This window comes from Actinokineospora baliensis (genome assembly GCF_016907695.1).
Classification (GTDB): Bacteria; Actinomycetota; Actinomycetes; order Mycobacteriales; family Pseudonocardiaceae; genus Actinokineospora; species Actinokineospora baliensis.
Window position 1 is genome coordinate 7247911 of the sequence record NZ_JAFBCK010000001.1, and the last position, 17627, is coordinate 7265537.

Here is a 17627-nt window from a genome sequence, read left to right on the forward strand (position 1 = left end):
CGGGCACCGCCCTGAACCCTTGTTAGGTTGCGCCAGTGCCGTTGCCCGATCAGATCGCACGACTGCGGCTGGCGCGGAATCGGCTGGTCGCACAGAAGGGGTGGACCCACGGGTTCGCGACCAAGATCGATGACGTTGCGGTCCAAGTGGTTGAACTACTCGGCCAAGCAGCCGGGCATGAGGGGATCTCAGCTTCTCTGGCGAGCGTGAGAAGCACTCTCGACGCGCTCCGCGCGGTGGTGACCGACGCGATCGCATTGCTGGACCAGTCGATCGCGCACCACTCAATGCCGCACAGCACGCCCCGATCGGCCACGCCTCCGGGACGGGACAGCAACACGCGCGCGAATCGCCACGGCGACCGCTATCCCGCAGAGGCTGTTCCCTACGACGATGCCCTCCCGCCTCGGGTACGCCGGGGCAAGCGAGATTCCCCACCGATGACCGGGTTCGTCATGCTCGATGGCCGGGACGCGGGTGAGATCACGGCCACGCGGACGGATATCTGGACGGATGAAGCTCGCGCGGGCCTAGTCGACTTGGGTCTGCTGCGCGCGAAGGGGTTGAGCAACCACGTGGAGATGAAGGCGGTGATCATGATGATCCGCACCGGAGCTACCGATGGACGCATCGTCATCAACCACGCGCCGTGCGGATCCGAACCGGGCGACCCCACCGGGTGTTCCGACGTGCTGCCCACCTTCCTACCTGAGGGTCGTAGGCTGACCGTCCTGGGAACCGACGTACGAGGCGCGCCGTTCAAGCGGACCTACCACGGAAGGGCATCGAGGTGACCGAGCCGCAATCGCCGCTCATCCACCGCGGCTTCATCGCCATGGACGAGATCCCGGCGGGAGTCGACCTGGTCGAGCAGGTGCGCGCGCTGAACGCGGCCGGGGTCGATGTTCCCTGGATGTGGTCGCTCAGCGGGACTCGGGTGGATCTGACCAGCACCGCCGCACCCATGCTGACCTTCGGCGTCAACAACACCGTCGGCATCCTGGAGTGGCAGGAGGGCACGTCGACGTTCACCCCGGCGGGTGGCGCGAACGAGGAGCGGCTGTCGTACTGGCTCGCCGGGTTCCACGAGACCGAGGTGGAGCGGTACACCGAAGTGCCGGTGGACCTGGTCTTCGCGGCGGTGGCCGAACACCTCCAAACCCGCGAACGCCCCACCTGCGTCGACTGGCGGGCATCGACCTCTTAAACCAGGCGCCTACTCGAACCTCGACAAGAGCGGCGCCGCCTCGACCCAGTCGACGCAGGTGGGGCGGGTTCTGGTGTCCACGAACTCAGCTATCGCGGCATAGACGGTGTCGAGCGGAACGTGCGCGTTCGGCGGTACATCGGCCGGGTGGGTCCCGGCGATCCAGTACTCGCTCCAGTCAGGGTGCACACCGCCAGCCGGAACGTGGCTGGTCCGGCCGTCGTTCCACTCCAGGATGCCGATGCCGTCGTTGACACCGAACGTGAGCGCGGGCCGCTCATCGACCTCCGGCAGCGGGCCACTGACAAGGTCCCACATCCACCCGATCGCGACCCCCGCGTCGTGATGCGCACGAACAGCGGCGACCAGGTCGAACCCCGGCGGGAGCTGATCCACCACGATCTGGCCGCGGTCCAAGACCGAATCAGTCACCTGGTCAGGGTACGACCTTGAGGCCGACGGTCCAGGATGACGGTGCGACACCCGGGCTAGTCGCCCGACCCCGGCAGGAGTCAACGCGTTGGCGCGCGGCGCGTCTGTCGCCTTCAGTCGTGAGCCCTCTAGATCTACGTGACCGTTCCGCCCACGGTTTCCTTCAAGGAAGCCAGTTGAGCCGTCACCCGTGTTGAACGAACGTCACGCAATGCCGCGTCTGCTTGGCTTGCGAGATCACGAGCCCGCTCACGTTCTCCCGTTGCTGCGTACACCTCGGCAAGGTCGATCATCCGCCCGGCCCGGCCTCGCAGTCGGTCAGTTCCCATGCGCGGCAACAGGTCTTCAAAGCGTCGGATCGCGTCGTGGTGTTCGCCGGCAGCCGCCAACGCCTGAGTGATGATCGAGTTGATGTGGTCCTGTGTCAGGAACCCCGCCCATTCGGGCACTTCTCCGCCACGAGACGCCAGCGTTTCCGCCTCCCGAATGTGTTGCAGAGCCTGCCCCCGGTCGCCAGAGCGAGCGAGATGCCCGGCCAAGCCCGCGTGGAGGTTCGCGCGCTCAAGGGAGCAGACGCGGCGGTCGGTGAGGGCGCCCTTGACCAGGTTCACGGCCTCGGACGGAAGCGCTTCCCCGATCTGCGCCGCGATGTTCAGCAGGACATGAGCGCGTAGGTCCGCGTCGGCGCCCGCGTCGGCGGTTCGCAGCGCCAAGGTCGAGAGCTGACGCGCGGAGTACGTCCGTCCCGCGTCGAAGTGCGTCCACGCTGTGCGATCTGCAAGCGCCCCAACGGCCCCGCACAAGGCAACTCGGGTGTCCTCGTGCATTCGGGCGTCTAGGAGGCTCACAGCCCACTTGAGGGCGCCTGCGGACAGGTCTGCGGCGACGGCGCCCCCAAAGCGCAGGTCCATCGTTGTGTAAACCGCTGTGGCTTGCTGGACGGCGGCCACCTCCGACCGCCCGACTATGCCGGGCTGGTCTGCTGTCGTCACGCCATCTAAGAGCCGCGCGAGAGGGTCTGTGGCCGAGGTGCCCGCGAGGACTGCTGCCGCCGCCGCGAGGAGTTCCCGTCGGTTCACGTCTTCCCCCAACCCTTGAACGCCAAGCGTTCGTTCGTAAGCGGCTATCAGGTCTGGCGTTGCTGTGCGCTCTCCAGTCTCGACCATGCCCAGCGTGGACTTGCTGTAGTGAACGCGGCTGGCGAGCGCGGACAGACTCAGCCCTGCGCCTAGTCGCGCTGCTCGCAGTACTCGCCCCGTCTCGTGCACGCGGACCGCTCCCCCTGGTTGTGGACGGCTGTGGACGCCCAAGCTCTACCGATGACACTCCGCAACAGTCACGCTACTCCCGGGGCGCAAGCCTCCCGGACGGGCTGGGGCCGGTGATCTCTCCGAATGCCGACCTCAGCCCCCGGCCATCCGATTCGGGTTGGCTATCCACTGGCCCGCTGGGGGTACAGCCGATGAGAACAACGGCCAGGTGAGGGGATCAGCGTGCGCACGACAAGAAAGGGTCTATTCCTTCGCCCGCGATCACTAATTCTGCAACCCGAGACGCTATGCAATCTCGATTGCGGATACTGCTATCTACCGTTTCGGCACGAGCGGAACACGATGCCCATTTCGGTGGCGCGGGCAGTAGCGGACTCCATTCGCCCTTGGGTCGCTTCTCGAACAGTCGATCTTTGTTGGCATGGCGGCGAACCGCTCGCAACAGGCAGGGACCACCTCGGAAGCCTAATCGACGCATTCGCCGGTCTGGACGTGAAGCACGGGGTGCAGACCAACGCCACCCTGATTGACAAGGCGTGGTGCGACTTCTTCAGCGAACATGACATGTACGTGGGTGTCAGTGTCGACGGATGGGCCTCAGACAATACGAACCGCGTGGATCGAGGTATGCGACCAGCATACGACAGGATCATGCGCGGGATTGAGCTCCTTCGCTCTCATGGACATGAAGTGTTTGCGATTGCAGTAGTCTCGGACCCATCTCCTGAACGTGCGCGTCGCCTCTACTCGTTCGCGGTCGACGCTGGAATCACATCGCTAGGCGTCAACATCGAAGAGCAGGAAGGGGTCAACTCGTCGGTAAGGGCGCACGACCGCCAGTCGGTAGAAGAGTTCTGGTCGGAGCTTCTGTGTGCATGGAAGGCCAATCCGGCGACCCGGGTGCGCGAACTGGACAGGGCGCTTGGCTACATTCGCGAAGTGATGGAAAGCGATACGGGGATTCGTCGCGAAAGGCCGTTCATAGACCCGCTACCAACCGTGGCCTATGACGGCTCGGTGACACTCATCTCGCCAGAGCTAGCCGGATTCAGTTCGGACGACGGAAGCTTCTCCAGCGGAAACGTCCTCACTGACACCCTGTCCGAGATAATCGAGCGGTCAGCCGCAGACACGCCCTGGATCTCCGCCTTCTCGCGAGGAGTTGACGGTTGCGAAAGGACGTGCCCCTACTTCGATTTCTGCGGAGGCGGGCATCCGGCAAACCGCTACTTCGAGCAAGGCCGCATGAGCGGCACCGAGACCGACTACTGCCGAAACAGCAAGATCGCACTATTTGAAGGGGTGCTGCAAGGTGTCCAACTCGATCCTGTTGGTACGTCGAATCCAGAGCCGCAGAACAGCGCTCGTTGACCTGCTGCGCCTGGCCGGTGCACTGCCCACGCCGTCCAGCAGATGGAACAACGATCCGACGTGGGACAACGTCACGGGGGGCGGCGGCTTCGACAATCGCCCCGGTTGGGACAACTGGAGCAACAAGCGGTAGCCATACGGACCGCCTAGGGCACGACGATCAGGCCGGCTTCTGTCGCAAGTTGAACTGCTAGGGCGCTGGCCTGATCGCCGTAGATTCGAGCTCCGTGTAGGGTAAGCAAGCCACGAACGCCCACCAGTCTTGATTCAGTGAGATCACAGCCGGTAGCGCGAGTGGCATCAAACTCGGTTTCAATTAGTTCGCAGTCGTCGAAGACAACATTGGACAAGTCACCCGCGAGTACGCTCTCACGAAACGAGCACCGTCGAAATATGACGGCGTTCTTCACTTTCTCGAACCTGACTGTTGCGTAGTCGAACCGACATTCCTCCGCGTACAAGTCAACTGCTTGGGCAATCGCGAGGCGAAGGCCGATCGCTTGCGAGCGGAAGATTTCCGTCCGCCTGGCGGTCTCCACGGAAACAGAAGCGTTCGAGAGATTGACATCCTCGCATCGGACATTTGAAAGTTCGACGGGGTCAAGCCGCGCCCCTGAAAGATCGATCTCCGACATGAGCACGGCCGACAGCGCCCCTTCACCGACAACGCCTGATTGGTCACTACGCGCGAGGCGCACATCCCGATAATCGAACTCTCCCCGAAAGTTGGGTGACTCATCGAGTAGGTCGTCGTCGATGGCCGCGCGCTGAATCGACTTGCCTGCGACTGTCAGGAACTCCATGCGGACAAGATAGCGCATCGTCGCCCCGCTCGGAGAGGTGACACGCGGCCGATACACAGAAAGGCCCTCCGCACATAGCGACCTTGGTTTCCGGGTAGTGACCCGTGGACAATGGCGGTGCCGCTAATTGTCGGGGAGCCGTTCCGGCTGTACATGCGAACTGCGGCAGGCCAGTCGCGCGTTCGAGTTCGTGAGCCAAAGGTGCCTTTCCGCTCGCCCAATGGCCGGTTCAGGTGGCCGGCTCCAATGCCGAGCGGATGACCTACTGGCTCGCCGGGTTCCACGAGACGGAGGTCGAGCGGAACACCTGCGAACCCGAGTGCGCCCCACCTGCGTCGACTGGCGCAAGAGCACGGGCGAGTAGTGCCCGGTCAGGTTCGGGTGAGGGTCATGGGGAGGTTGTCCATCGGGACGGGGAGGGCGGTGGGGTCCCAGCGAACTTCGTAGCCGGGGGGTAGGTGCCAGCGGCGGGACAGCAACAGCTGGTGCAGCAGGGTTTTCACCTCGTACATCCCGAACCGCAGGCCGATGCACTTGTGCGCGCCCGCCCCGAACGGCAGCCAGTTGTAGCGAGGGATCTCCCCGGCGAACCGCAGAGGATCGAAGCGGTGCGGATCCGGCCAGTACTCGGGGAGCAGGTGGTTGAGCCACAGCGTCACCGCGACCAGGGTCCCGGCAGGCACGAAGTGGCCCTGGATCTCGGTGTCGGCGATCGCCCGCCTGGCGGGTGACGGCACCGGGGTCACCAGGCGCAGGGACTCCCGGATGACCATGTCGAGCACCTCGAGCCGGTCGAGGTCGGCGACCGGCAGAGGGCCCGAGCAGACCGCGCGGGCCTCTTCGCGGGCCTGTTCCTGCCACTCGGGGTGCAGGCCGAGGTGGTACAGCACGGCGGTCGTGGTGATGGTGGCGGTGTCGTGCGCGGCCATCATCAGGAAGATCATGTGGTTGACGACGTCCTCCTGGCTGAACGTCGAGCCGTCCTCCAGGCGGGCGTGACACAGGGCCGTGAACAGGTCGTCGCCCACCCGCTCCTGGCTCATCCCGGCGCGGAAGTACTCCTCCAGCCGCCGCCTGCCGCGCAGCCCGGCCGACCAGCGGCCGCCGGGGACGGGGAAGCGGACGATCGAGGTGCCCGCGCGGACCACGCCGATGAACGCCTCGTTCAGCCGGGGATCGCTCGGCTCCCCCATGAACACCTCGGCGGCGACGTCCAAGGTCAGCGACTTGAGGGCGGGGTAGACGTCGAGGTGTTCCGGCCACGTCGGGATCTCCCGGTGGACGACCTCGGCGGTCCTGGCGACGTAGGCGCTGACGCGCGGGGCGGTGAACGCCTCCTGCATCAGCCTGCGGTGGAACAGGTGCTCGTCGAAGTCCAGCAGCATCAGGCCGCGGGGGAAGAACTTCTCCAGGAAGAACGCCCACCCGTCCTGCGAGAACGCCTTGTCCTTGTTGACGAACACCTCCCGCGCCGCCTCCGGCCCCACGGCGGCGACCATCTTGGTGCCGAACATGTTCGCCCACGACACCGGCCCGTACCTGCGGTACCGCTCGAGCTGCAGGTCCACCCCCCGCCGCAACATCGGCACCGTGTGCCCCAGCACCGGCCACCCGCTGTCCCCCATGACCGGCTTCAACCCGGCGGGCGCCACCGCCAGCTCACGCACCATCTCCCGAAACTAGCACCGACCGTCACGACCACACAGCGGGTGCGACGCTGAAGGAGCTGGAGCCGCTGGGGTTGACCGCGGCGATGCTGATCAGGCTTTCCGTGCCCAGGCCGAGCGCGTTGGCCACGGCCGCGGGCACCGTCATGCCCACGCCTGCCGCTCGGCCGAGGACGTACGGCAGGGGGCTTTCCTCGTTGGGGTCCGACACCACCAGCACGTAGCCGGTCACGGTGCCCGCGGGCGCCGTCCACGCGATCACGACGTCGCTGTTGGCGGCTCGGGTGACCGTCGCACCGGTGGGCGGCTCCGGGGCCAACGATCCTATATGGACAGTGGCGGTGCCCTCGGCGGCCGGGCAGTCACCGGTGGCGCTCTGCTTGACGACCACGTGGTCGACGGTGTGGGCGCCGCCCCTCGGTGGGGTGTAGCGGCCCGCGCTGTTGACGTTGCCCTTGCCGCCCGGGGCCAGTTCCCACCGCGTCGGCGGCCTATCCCCCGCACAGTCGGACAGGTGTCGGGAGGCGGTCAGCTGGACCGATCCGCGCGAGTCCGGTGCGACCAGCGTGGCGGGTGGGTCGACGGCCACGAGCGGGAACTCGCCGCTGGAGTGCCAGATGTTGTAGCTGGTGCTCCAGAGGTTCAGCTCGTACTCCAGCTTCACGATCTTGACGTCCAGCTTGAACTTGACCTTCGCGGCCAGGGTGAGGTCGATGGTGGCCCACGGGCTGGCCGTGGGCTCGGCGCGCAGGGTGAAGCCGGGTTCGAAGCTCAAACCCGGCCCCACCACACCGAACAGCAGCAGGTCGAGGCTGCCTTCGATGCCGAATCCAGTCTCGATCGAGCCGGTCATGGTCGGGTTGACCGCGAGTGCGGCGTCGGTGCCGAGCTTCTGGCCGTGCCAGGAGCCGTCGTAGGTCAGGCCGCCGCCGAAGGTCTGGTCGTAGGTCGCTTCGACGGAGAACGCGACCGAGGCGTCGAAGGAGGCCCGCAGTTCGACGGTCAGCGTCGGCACGAACACGATGGGCCCGATGGTGATCGCGCCGAGCCGCAGGTTCGCGATCGGCTTCTTCTCCGCGCCGACGTGCAGGTTGCCCTCCAGGTCGAACCCGACCGATGTCGCCACCCTGGTCGTGGCGGCGAACGACATCCGCGGCCGCAGCCAGCTGAACCACAGCTTGGCCTCGATGTGCGGCGTCAGGGTGTACTGCAGCACCCCCTCACCGGTGATGCCCGCAGACACCCCGCCGTCCTTGCTCTCCTCCTTGAGCTCGATGCCGAGGTTGACCGAGTGCTGGTACTCGGAGTCCTCGACCGTGACCCGCGCCCCGGGCAGCCGGGACTGGACCCGCACGTCGTCGAAGGACTCCTCGGGGATGGCGATGGTCATGTCGCCGTCGTCGATGGCGTCGTCGAGGCTCGCGTTGGCCGTGGTGAACGTCTTGCCGTCGGCGCTGACCGCGGTGACCGTGCGCAGGGCGCCGGTCGGCGCGTGGGTGGTCTCGCCGATCACCAGCACCTTGCCGACAGCGGGCGCCTCGGCGGGCGGCGCGGTGAACTCCACCGAGTTCGCGTTCAGGTCGACCAGCGTGGCCAGGGTCGCGTCGGACAGCACTACCGCGTTGTCGGTGTAGCTAAGAGCCGGACCTGCCGTGACGGTCTCGCTCGCGTCCCCTGCTCCTCGCGCGTCGGTCATAGGCGTGACGGTGATGGCGTAGTGGCCCGCCGGGGCGAGGTTGACGAGTTGGTAAGAGGTGGTGTCACGCCCGGACGCCGAGAACGATGCCTGCACACCGTTGTTGTCGGTCGTGTCGACGCGGTAGCCGGTGATGGGGGTGCCGCCGTCGTCCTCTGGTGGCACCCAGCTGACCTCGATCGTCTTGCCGTCGGTACCAACCGGGACGGCCATGACGTCGGTGACCGCCTTCGGCGTGTACGGGGTCGTGGGCGTGGCCTTGGGCCGGTGGTCCCGCAGCTGCGGTTTGCTGACGCCGACGTCGTTCTTGGCCTGCACGGTCACCGTGTACTCGGTGCCGTTCTCCAGGCCGGTAACGGTGGTCTCGTGCACGTCGCCCGCGGTGCCGACCAGGACGTGGCCCGGTTCGAGGATGACGATGTACTTGGTCACCGGGGAACCGCCGCTGTTGGCGGGGTTCCACCGCACGAACAGGCTCCGGTCGCGGCCGAACACGCTGTGGACGGTGGGCGCGAGCGGCTCGGTGGGCGGCCTGGGCTTGACGAACTCCGAGGGTTCCGAACTGGGCGACGTCACGCCGTAGCTGGTCTCCACGGCGGTGACCGAGTAGGCGGTGCTGTTGTCCAGGCCGGTGATGACGCCGTGCGCCGCGTCGACTCCGGGGTCGTTGACGCGCGCGACCGTGACCGTCTGACCGCCGGGTTGGGCGGTGAGCACGACCTTGGCCTCCGGGTCGGCACCCGCGCCGCGGACGAAGGAGACGTCCAGCGCGCCGTTGAGCGGGTAGACCTCGGTGATGGCGGGTGCCTGCACACCGACCGGCATGCCGGCCGCGACGGGAGCCGCGGTGAGCGGGAGGGCGATCGCGGCGAGTAGGCACAGGACGGTGCGGCTGGTGTGCACTGGAACTCCTTCGACGAGGATCCGGCACAGTCACCGTCGCGCGCCCGGGGTGCCCCGAGCGGGACCACCACCTGTCCGAGTGGTCAGAACCGCCCAACAGAGCCGGTCAAGCCTGGAGCACTGCGGCGACCAGGCCAGCCAGCTCAGCCGCGAGGCCGGGGCGGGTCGCGAGTCTGCCGGTTCGGGGGAGGTCGTTGACGATGGTTAGGGCGGCGTGGACGGTTACGCGGGCCGCCGCTTCCGACATAGGTCGGGTTTCTCGTAGTAGGCGGACCCATTCCGCTACATAACCCCGTTGCAGTGCGCGTAGTTCTTTGGCGTCGCGCTCGGAGAGGTTCATCAGTTGGGTCGTATAGACGGCGATGAGGTCGTCTGAGCGCATGACCGTGTCGACATAAGAGCGGGCGAGGCGTCTTAGGGCGTCGGCAGGGGTTGAGGCGGTTGAGAGGGAGTCCTCTAGGCCCCAGCGCAGGCGGTCGGCCATGCGGCGGCTGGCGGCCAAGAGGATGTCGGACTTTGAGGCGAAGTGCCTATAGACGCTCGGGCCTGCGATACCGGTCGCGGCGCCGATGTCTTCCATGCTCACCGAGGGGAAGCCGCGCTCGCGGAACAAGCGGGTCGCAGAGGTCAGCAGTTCTTCGCGCCGGGTTGGGGCTGGGCCGCCGCGCCAGACAGGGGCGGCTACTCCAACGGCTATAGGCGCTCGGATCACTGCTTCGGCAAGGGACGCCAAGAGCTCCGCGAACTCCTCAGTGGGCAGGTCGACCCGGTGGTCGCCGACGCTGCCGTACACGCTCAGGGCCGCGAAGCACAGGAGGTCGGCCTCGCCCGCGTCCAGTGACGGGCGCAACCGGCGGAGCCCGGTCATCCACTGGCCGAGCAGTGCACCCACCCGGCGGCGGATCTCTTTCTGGTCGCCTTGGTGCAGGTGTCGGCCCTGCCACCGCCACAGGGCGGTCAGCGCCCGTTGCTCGATCGAGACCTCGGCGGCGGTCAGCAGCAGCGGCCGCAGGGCCCGCTCCGGGTCGGCCTCGGCCAGCTCGACCGGTTCGGCGAGCCGCTCCGCGAGGCGGTCGATGCCGGTGAGCAGGACGAACCCGAGCACGTCCTGCTTGTTCTGGAAGTGCCGGTACAGCGCGGGCCCGGTCACCCCGGCCGCCGCGGCGATGTCGTTCACGCCGACCGCGTGGTAGCCGCGCTTGCCGAACAGCTCGGCGGCGGCCGAGGCGAGCTCGGCCTTGCGACTGCGCCGGGGCATCGGGCCTCCTCGCGGGGTTCGCGCTGGTCAGGGTGAGAGCGGAGTTACAACGGTAGGGCGAACCCCGATCGTTGACAACCAGTCGTTACCGGCGAGTATGTTAATAGGCATTAGCGCCAGTCAGCTCGAGAGAGGATCGGCAGAGTGAGTACCGAAGCCTTCATCTACGAGGCGATCCGCACGCCGCGCGGGCGCGGCAAGCAGAACGGCTCCCTGCACGGGGTCAAGCCCATCTCGCTGGTCGTCGGCCTCCTCCACGAGCTCACGGCCCGCCACCCCGGGCTGGACCCGGCCACCATCGACGACATCGTCCTCGGCGTGGTGTCCCCGGTCGGCGACCAGGGCTCGGTCATCGCCCGCAGCGCCGCGCTGGCCGCGGGCCTGCCCGACAGCGTCGCGGGCCTGCAGATCGACCGGTTCTGCGCGTCCGGCCTGGAGGCGGTCAACATCGCCGCCGAGAAGGTCCGCGCGGGCTGGAACCAGCTGATCGTCGCGGGTGGCGTGGAGTCGATGTCGCGGGTGCCGATGGGCTCCGACGGCGGTGCCTGGTTCAACGACCCCGAGACCAACTACGACACCTACTTCGTGCCGCAGGGCGTCAGCGCCGACCTCATCGCCACCACCGAGGGCTTCAGCCGCGACGACGTCGACTCCTACGCCGCCGAGTCGCAGCGCCGTGCCGCCGCCGCGTGGTCGGCCGGGTACTTCGCCAAGTCCGTGGTGCCGGTCCGCGACCGCAACGGCGTCACGCTGCTCGACCACGACGAGCACATGCGCCCCGAGTCGACCGTCGAGAGCCTGGGCAAGCTCAAGCCGTCCTTCGCGGGCATCGGCGACTTCGGCGGCTTCGACGCCGTCGCGCTGCAGCGCTACCACCACGTCGAGCGGATCGACCACGTCCACACCGCCGCGAACTCCTCGGGCATCGTCGACGGTTCCGCCCTGGTGCTCATCGGCAACGAGGCCGCGGGCCAGGCGGCCGGGCTGACCCCGCGCGCCCGCATCGTCTCCGCCGCGGTGACCGGTGCCGAGCCGACCATCATGCTCACCGGCCCCACCCCCGCCGCCCAGAAGGCGCTGCGGCTGGCGGGCCTCACCCCGGACGACATCGACGTCTGGGAGCTCAACGAGGCGTTCGCCGCGGTGGTGCTGAAGTTCATGCGGGACATGGGCGTCCCGCACGACAAGATCAACGTCAACGGCGGCGCGATCGCCATGGGCCACCCGCTCGGCGCGACCGGCGCGATGATCACCGGCACCGTCGTCGACGAGCTGGAGCGCCGCGGCGCCCGGCGCGGCCTGGTCACCCTGTGCATCGGCGGCGGCATGGGCGTCGCGACCATCATCGAGCGAGTCTGAGGAGCCATGAGCATGATCGGCTGGGACGTCGACGCCGACGGCATCGTCACGCTGACGATGGACGACCCGAACCAGGGCGCCAACACCATGAACGACCTGTTCCGCACCTCGTTCGCCGAGGTGGTGGACCGGCTGGAGGCGGAGAAGGACGCCATCACCGGCGTGGTCGTCACCTCCGGCAAGAAGACCTTCTTCGCCGGTGGTGACCTCAACCAGCTCATCCAAGCCCGTCCCGAGGACGCCACCGAGATCACCAAGCGCGTCAACGACATGAAGTCCGCGATGCGCCGCCTGGAACAGCTGGGCAAGCCGGTGGTCGCGGCGATCAACGGTGCCGCGCTCGGCGGTGGGTACGAGATCGCGCTGGCCACCCACCACCGGGTCGCGCTGGAGGTCAAGGGCAGCGAGATCGGCCTACCGGAGGTCACCCTGGGCCTTCTGCCCGGCGGCGGCGGCATTACGCGCACGGTTCGGTTGCTGGGCATCCAAAACGCGCTGCTCAACGTGCTGCTCCAAGGGCAGCGGCACAAGCCCGCGAAGGCGCTCGAGCTCGGTCTGGTCGACGAGCTCGTGTCGACACCGGAGGAGCTGCTGGCGTCCGCCAAGGCCTGGGTGAAGGCGAACCCGGAGGCCAAGCAGCCGTGGGACGTCGAGGGGTACAAGATCCCCGGCGGCACCCCGTCGAACCCGAAGTTCGCGGCGAACCTGCCCGCGTTCCCGGCGAACCTGCGCAAGCAGCTCAAGGGCGCGCCGATGCCCGCGCCGCGCAACATCCTCGCCGCCGCGATCGAGGGCGCCCAGGTCGACATCGACACCGCGACCCGGATCGAGACCCAGTACTTCGTGAACCTGGCGGTCGGCCAGGTCGCCAAGAACATGACGCAGGCGTTCTTCTTCGACCTGCAGGCGATCAACAAGGGCAACAGCCGCCCGGCGGGCCAGCCCCAGTACACCGCGCGCAAGGTGGCGGTGCTCGGCGCGGGCATGATGGGCGCCGGGATCGCCTACTCCAGCGCGCGGGCCGGGATCGAGGTCGTGCTCAAGGACGTCACCCAGGAGGCGGCGGACAAGGGCAAGGCGTACTCGGCGGGCATCCTGGCCAAGGCCGTGTCCCGGGGCAAGATCACCCAGGAGAAGGCCGACGAGGTGCTGGCCCGGATCACCCCGACCGCCGACGCCGCCGACGTCGCGGGCGCCGACCTGGTCGTGGAGGCCGTGTTCGAGAGCCCCGACCTGAAGAAGAAGGTGTTCGCCGAGGTCGAGGACCTGGTGGCGGCGGACGCGCTGCTGGGGTCCAACACCTCGACGCTGCCGATCACCGGCCTGGCCGACGGGGTGAAGCGGCAGGAGGACTTCATCGGGCTGCACTTCTTCTCCCCGGTCGACAAGATGCCGCTGCTGGAGATCGTGGTCGGCGAGAAGACCTCCGACGTCGCGCTGGCCAAGGCGTTCGACTACGCGCTGCAGATCAAGAAGACGCCGATCGTGGTCAACGACAGCCGCGGGTTCTTCACCAGCCGGGTCATCGGCACGTTCATGAACGAGGCGCTGGCGATGGTCGGCGAGGGCATCGCCATCCCGTCGATCGAGCAGGCCGGGGCGCAGGCCGGGTACCCGGCGCCGCCGCTGCAGCTGCTCGACGAGCTGACCCTCACCCTGCCCCGCAAGATCCGCGACGAGGCCCGCGCGGCCGTGGAGGCGGCGGGCGGCACGTGGCCCGCGCACCCGGCCAACCAGGTGCTGGACCGGATGGTCGTGGAGTTCGACCGCAAGGGCAGGTCCTCGGGGGCCGGGTTCTACGACTACGCCGACGGCAAGCGGACCGGGCTCTGGCCGGGGCTCGCGGAGGCGTTCGGGTCCGGCGGCACGGAGATCCCGTTCGCGGACATGCAGGAGCGGATGCTGTTCGCCGAGGTCCTGGAAACCGTGAAGTGCTTCGACGAGGGCGTGCTTCGGACGGTGCCGGACGCCAACATCGGCTCCATCTTCGGCATCGGCTTCCCCGCCTGGACCGGTGGCATCATCCAGTACATCAACGGCTACCCGGGCGGGCCCGCTGGCTTCGTCGCCCGAGCCCGCGACCTGGCCGCCCACTACGGCGACCGCTTCCTGCCGCCCGCCTCGCTGGTGGCCAAGGCCGAGAACGGCGAGACGTACGCGTGAGCGCGCGGGGTCCGGTCACCGCGGTGGCCGGGCCCCGTCGTCACGACCTGATCGACTTCTTGGCCAGCAGGTACACCGGCAGGACCGACTCCTCGTAGTTGTCCCGCTTGGCGCGGTCGACGAGCACCAAGATCGTCAGGTTGCCGTCGGTGCGCACGACGAAGGCGCGGTCGATGTAGTCGCCCACCCGCCACGTGGCCTCCGCCGCCGGGAAGCCGCCGATGGTGGCGTCGCGGATCTCGACGTCGGCGTGCTCGTAGCCCGAGTCGATGGTGTCGCGCAGGACCTCGCGCGGCTCCGGGTCCCCGGATCCCTTGTACACCTTGACTTCGCCGTCACTGAAGTTCCCGGTGCCGATCGTGCACTCGAGGTCGAGCCGGAACTGCCCGCCGCCCGACGAGTAGCTCTCCGGCCGCTGCGCCCGCCAGCCCGCGGGGACGTCGAGCACCGCCCCGCTCAGGCAGGACTCGGTGGTCCCGGCAGCAGCGGGGACGTCACCGTCGGCCCACGGATCCGGCGCGTCCGACCCGCACCCGGCGAGCACCACCCCGCCCACCACCAGCCCGACCACCGACAGCACGACAACAGCGGCACGCATACCGGCACCCTAGGGCACCAAGATCACCAGTGGTCGCCGGGCACCGATCAGCGCACTCGGGGGGCTCGATCCGCGCCGGTCGCGGGTGTCTACTGGGGGGATGGCGTCGCTGCTTGAGGTGGTGAACCGGGCGGATGAGGCCGATCTGCTGCGGTGTTGCGGGTCGGCGCGGTGGGTGCGGGAGGTGCGCGCGCAGCGGCCGTTCCGCTCGCTCGACGAGGTGGAGGAGGTCTCCGCCGCGGTGTTGGCCACTCTGGACTGGACCGAGGTGGTGCCGCTGCTCGAGCAGGTCACCCGGGTGCGGCGGCGGTGGCCGGACCTCGGCCGGGGCGAGCTGATCTACGAACACCGGTTCGGGCACCCGTTCGTCCTGTGCGCCGACCAGATGACCAGGGCCGCGGTGCTGGCCAGGCTGCGGCACCGCTCGGGCAACGGCCGGGCGGCGGAGCGGGCGGAGGCGGTCGCCGAATTGGCCAAGGTGGTCGCGGTCCGGTTGCGCGGCTTGGTGCTCTGACCGTCCACAGTGGCCCGTTCCGGGCCAGGTGGCGATCTGCCACGTGGCAGATGATGATCACTCTCGGTGCACCGGAACCGACCAAGGATGACCCGTTCGGACGCGGGGGTTTGTCAGTAATCTGAGGGGCACCATCGCTGAAGCAGAGGTGCTCTCCGTGGCCGAGTCCGCCAGATGGGTTCCCCCGGGCGTGAACGCCGAACCCGCACCGCCGCCTGTCCACCGCGCGCGACCGCCGGGGACACCGCGGGTAGTGCGGTCGGCGGCGTAGCACCGCCGGTGGTGGGGCGACCCACCCGTTTGGACTAAAAATCTCCGGGTTGACTTGGGCCGATGGGGTGGCGCTTGGTACACGTTCGGGTGCACAGTGGTACCTCTGATACCTCTCAGTCAGAACCGGTCGGAACGAATGCGGGCGAGGACTTCTCTGGCGTGGACCGGCTTGAGTTGGCCACCGAGTGGGCCGCCGCGTTGACCACGGTCGTCAGCGCGGGTCGGGCGATGCCCGCGCGCGAGCTCGACGAGCTGATCGCGGGCGTCGTGGCCGATCCGGCGCGCGCGGGCGAGGTCGGTGCGGCACTGGTCGCCGCCGGGTACCGGGACCCGAGGTCGCTGGAGGTCAGCGTGTCCGCGCTCGCCTCCGGCCTGCTCCGACTGACCACAGTGGACGCCACAGCGACCGCACTGGCCGCGTTGGCGAGCGGGTTCGCCGAGGCGGTCGCGGCCAGACCGTCAGACGCGCTGGTACTGGCCGACTTCGAGCGCGACCTGCGCGCCAGCGAGGGCCGTTTCCGAGAGCTGTTCACCACTTCCGCGCTGGGCATGGTGATCTCCGACCTCGACGGCGGATCGGTGCGGGCCAACGACGCGCTCGCGCAGATGCTCGGCCACCGACCGGGCGCGCTGGAGCCGGATTCGGTCGACGAGCTGTTCCACCCGCAGGACCGCGAGCACCTGCGCGAACTCTACGACGAACTCGCCGCTGGCGTGTGCGACTCGCTGCACGAGCGGACCAGGTTCGTCCGCGCCGACGGTGAGCCCACCTGGGTGCGCATCGGCGTGTCGCTGCTGCGCGACCGCGACGACCTGCCCGCGCACCACGTGACCATGGTCGAGGACATCTCCGACCTGTACCTGCTGGAGAACCGGCTCAGCTACCAGGGCACGCACGACCCGCTGACCGGCCTGCCCAACCGGCACGCGTTCCTCGGCAGGCTGGAGGAGGCGTTGAGCGCGGGCGCGGACGTGTCGGTGTTCCACCTCGGCCTCGACGACTTCGCCGTGATCAACGACGGGATCAGCCGGGACGCGGGCGACCACCTGCTGCGCGAGGTGGCCACCCGGTTGCGCGCGGTCGTCGGCGAGCACCCCGGCGTGGTCGCCAGGCTCACCGGCGACGAGTTCGGCATCATGCTCGTGCACGGCCCCGGCGACCTCGACGTCGGCACCTTCGCCGCCGAGATCAACGAGGTGCTCGCCGAAGCGACCTATGTGGACGGTGAAGGCGTCGCGGCGTCGGCCACCATCGCGGTGATGAGCCTGCCGTCGCCGACCAGCGACCCGGACGAACTGCTGCGCGCCACCGACATCGCCAGGCGCAGGCTGAAGCTGCACGGTCGCAGGCAGTGGTGCATGGTCGACCCGGAGCAGAACCTGCGCTACCGCGAGCACTACCGGCTGGCCGCGGGCATCCCCGGCGCCTGGGAGAACGGTGAGCTCGACCTGGACCTGTGGCCGCTGGTGTCGCTGGCCGACCGCGCGCCGATCTCCACGCAGGCGCTGCTGCGCTGGGAGCACCCCAAGTTCGGCACCCTGGGCAGCGACCGCCTCGAGCAGATCCTGCGCGACACCGGCCTGGGTGTCCCCTTGGGACACTGGGTGCTGCACCACGCCGCCCAGGTCGCCTCGGCCGCGTGCTCGGCGCTGTACCTGGAACTCACCCCGGAGCAGGCCGCCGATCCGGACCTGGTCATGGTGGTGCGCCGGGTGCTGGCCGAGACGGGCCTGGAGGCCGACCGGTTAGAACTGGGCATGCCGGTGCAGTCGCTGTGCGCCCCGGACATGCCCGCCGAGGAGAACCTCAACGTCCTGGTCGACATCGGTGTCCGCTCCGTGCTCACCGGCTTCGGCCGCAGCCGGGGCGACCTGGCCTGCCTGGAAGACCTCCCCATCCAGACCGTCCGGATGTCCGAACACGTGGTCCGCCGCCTGACCAAACCCGACCCGACCGCCCTGTTCACCCGGGCGACGCTGGAGCTGATCCCGATGGTGCGGGAAGTGGGGATCTCGGTCCTGGTGACCGGCTTGACCGACCCGGCCCAAGCGCAGTGGTGGACCCAGGCGGGCGCCGATCTGGCCTCAGGCCCGCTGTTCGCCTAGCGCCAC

At 68.4% G+C, this 17627-nt stretch carries 15 protein-coding genes; 8 read left to right on the forward strand and 7 right to left on the reverse strand.

Annotation, left to right across the window (positions count from 1 at the left end; genetic code table 11):
* The first annotated feature begins 35 nt into the window (after positions 1–35).
* Positions 36–794, forward strand: coding sequence for a DddA-like double-stranded DNA deaminase toxin (locus tag JOD54_RS31835; RefSeq protein ID WP_204455629.1), 759 nt, complete (start codon positions 36–38; stop codon positions 792–794).
* Entirely contained in the window at positions 791–1207 is a 417-nt protein-coding gene (locus JOD54_RS31840; RefSeq protein ID WP_204455630.1) for an Imm1 family immunity protein, read from the forward strand. Before JOD54_RS31835 ends, JOD54_RS31840 begins: the two co-directional genes overlap by 4 nt.
* Before the next feature lie 9 nt (positions 1208–1216).
* Here the strand turns inward: JOD54_RS31840 and JOD54_RS31845 are convergent, their stop codons facing one another.
* Positions 1217–1639 (reverse strand): Imm1 family immunity protein, encoded by a 423-nt coding sequence (locus JOD54_RS31845; protein WP_204455631.1) that lies wholly within the window; start codon positions 1637–1639, stop codon positions 1217–1219.
* A 134-nt stretch (positions 1640–1773) separates the two neighbouring features.
* The gene (locus tag JOD54_RS31850) at positions 1774–2907 is read right to left on the reverse strand and encodes a helix-turn-helix domain-containing protein (protein ID WP_204455632.1); all 1134 of its coding nucleotides are present in this window, start codon (positions 2905–2907) and stop codon (positions 1774–1776) included.
* A 225-nt stretch (positions 2908–3132) separates the two neighbouring features.
* Here JOD54_RS31850 and amcB point away from each other — a divergent pair, with 225 nt between their 5' ends.
* Positions 3133–4281 (forward strand): cyclophane-forming radical SAM peptide maturase AmcB, encoded by a 1149-nt coding sequence (amcB, locus tag JOD54_RS31855; protein ID WP_204455633.1) that lies wholly within the window; start codon positions 3133–3135, stop codon positions 4279–4281.
* A complete protein-coding gene (gene amcA, locus JOD54_RS36120) occupies positions 4223–4414 on the forward strand; it encodes a multiple cyclophane-containing RiPP AmcA (RefSeq protein ID WP_372440373.1) in 192 nt (63 codons plus the stop codon). Before amcB ends, amcA begins: the two co-directional genes overlap by 59 nt.
* A 13-nt stretch (positions 4415–4427) precedes the next feature.
* Here amcA and JOD54_RS31860 read toward each other — a convergent pair whose 3' ends face one another.
* The 4 genes from JOD54_RS31860 to JOD54_RS31875 form a co-directional block, all read right to left on the reverse strand.
* A complete protein-coding gene (locus JOD54_RS31860; protein WP_204455634.1) occupies positions 4428–5084 on the reverse strand; it encodes a pentapeptide repeat-containing protein in 657 nt (218 codons plus the stop codon).
* 371 nt (positions 5085–5455) lie between these two features.
* On the reverse strand, positions 5456–6754 hold the full coding sequence (locus tag JOD54_RS31865) for a cytochrome P450 (RefSeq protein WP_204455635.1): 1299 nt from the start codon (positions 6752–6754) through the stop codon (positions 5456–5458).
* Positions 6755–6776: 22 nt separating this feature from the next.
* The gene (locus JOD54_RS31870) at positions 6777–9350 is read right to left on the reverse strand and encodes a fibronectin type III domain-containing protein (protein ID WP_204455636.1); all 2574 of its coding nucleotides are present in this window, start codon (positions 9348–9350) and stop codon (positions 6777–6779) included.
* A 106-nt stretch (positions 9351–9456) separates the two neighbouring features.
* The gene (locus tag JOD54_RS31875; RefSeq protein ID WP_204455637.1) at positions 9457–10608 is read right to left on the reverse strand and encodes a TetR/AcrR family transcriptional regulator; all 1152 of its coding nucleotides are present in this window, start codon (positions 10606–10608) and stop codon (positions 9457–9459) included.
* 144 nt (positions 10609–10752) lie between these two features.
* Here JOD54_RS31875 and JOD54_RS31880 point away from each other — a divergent pair, with 144 nt between their 5' ends.
* Complete coding sequence (locus JOD54_RS31880) at positions 10753–11967, forward strand: acetyl-CoA C-acetyltransferase (RefSeq protein WP_204455638.1); 1215 nt, start codon at positions 10753–10755, stop codon at positions 11965–11967.
* 12 nt (positions 11968–11979) lie between these two features.
* On the forward strand, positions 11980–14130 hold the full coding sequence (locus tag JOD54_RS31885) for a 3-hydroxyacyl-CoA dehydrogenase NAD-binding domain-containing protein (protein WP_372440423.1): 2151 nt from the start codon (positions 11980–11982) through the stop codon (positions 14128–14130).
* A 40-nt stretch (positions 14131–14170) separates the two neighbouring features.
* Here JOD54_RS31885 and JOD54_RS31890 read toward each other — a convergent pair whose 3' ends face one another.
* On the reverse strand, positions 14171–14728 hold the full coding sequence (locus tag JOD54_RS31890; RefSeq protein WP_204455640.1) for a lipoprotein: 558 nt from the start codon (positions 14726–14728) through the stop codon (positions 14171–14173).
* Between the two features lie 100 nt (positions 14729–14828).
* Here JOD54_RS31890 and JOD54_RS31895 point away from each other — a divergent pair, with 100 nt between their 5' ends.
* Positions 14829–15242, forward strand: coding sequence for a 2-oxo-4-hydroxy-4-carboxy-5-ureidoimidazoline decarboxylase (locus tag JOD54_RS31895; RefSeq protein ID WP_204455641.1), 414 nt, complete (start codon positions 14829–14831; stop codon positions 15240–15242).
* A gap of 432 nt (positions 15243–15674) precedes the next feature.
* Complete coding sequence (locus JOD54_RS31900; protein WP_204455642.1) at positions 15675–17621, forward strand: EAL domain-containing protein; 1947 nt, start codon at positions 15675–15677, stop codon at positions 17619–17621.
* Positions 17622–17627 lie beyond the last annotated feature (6 nt).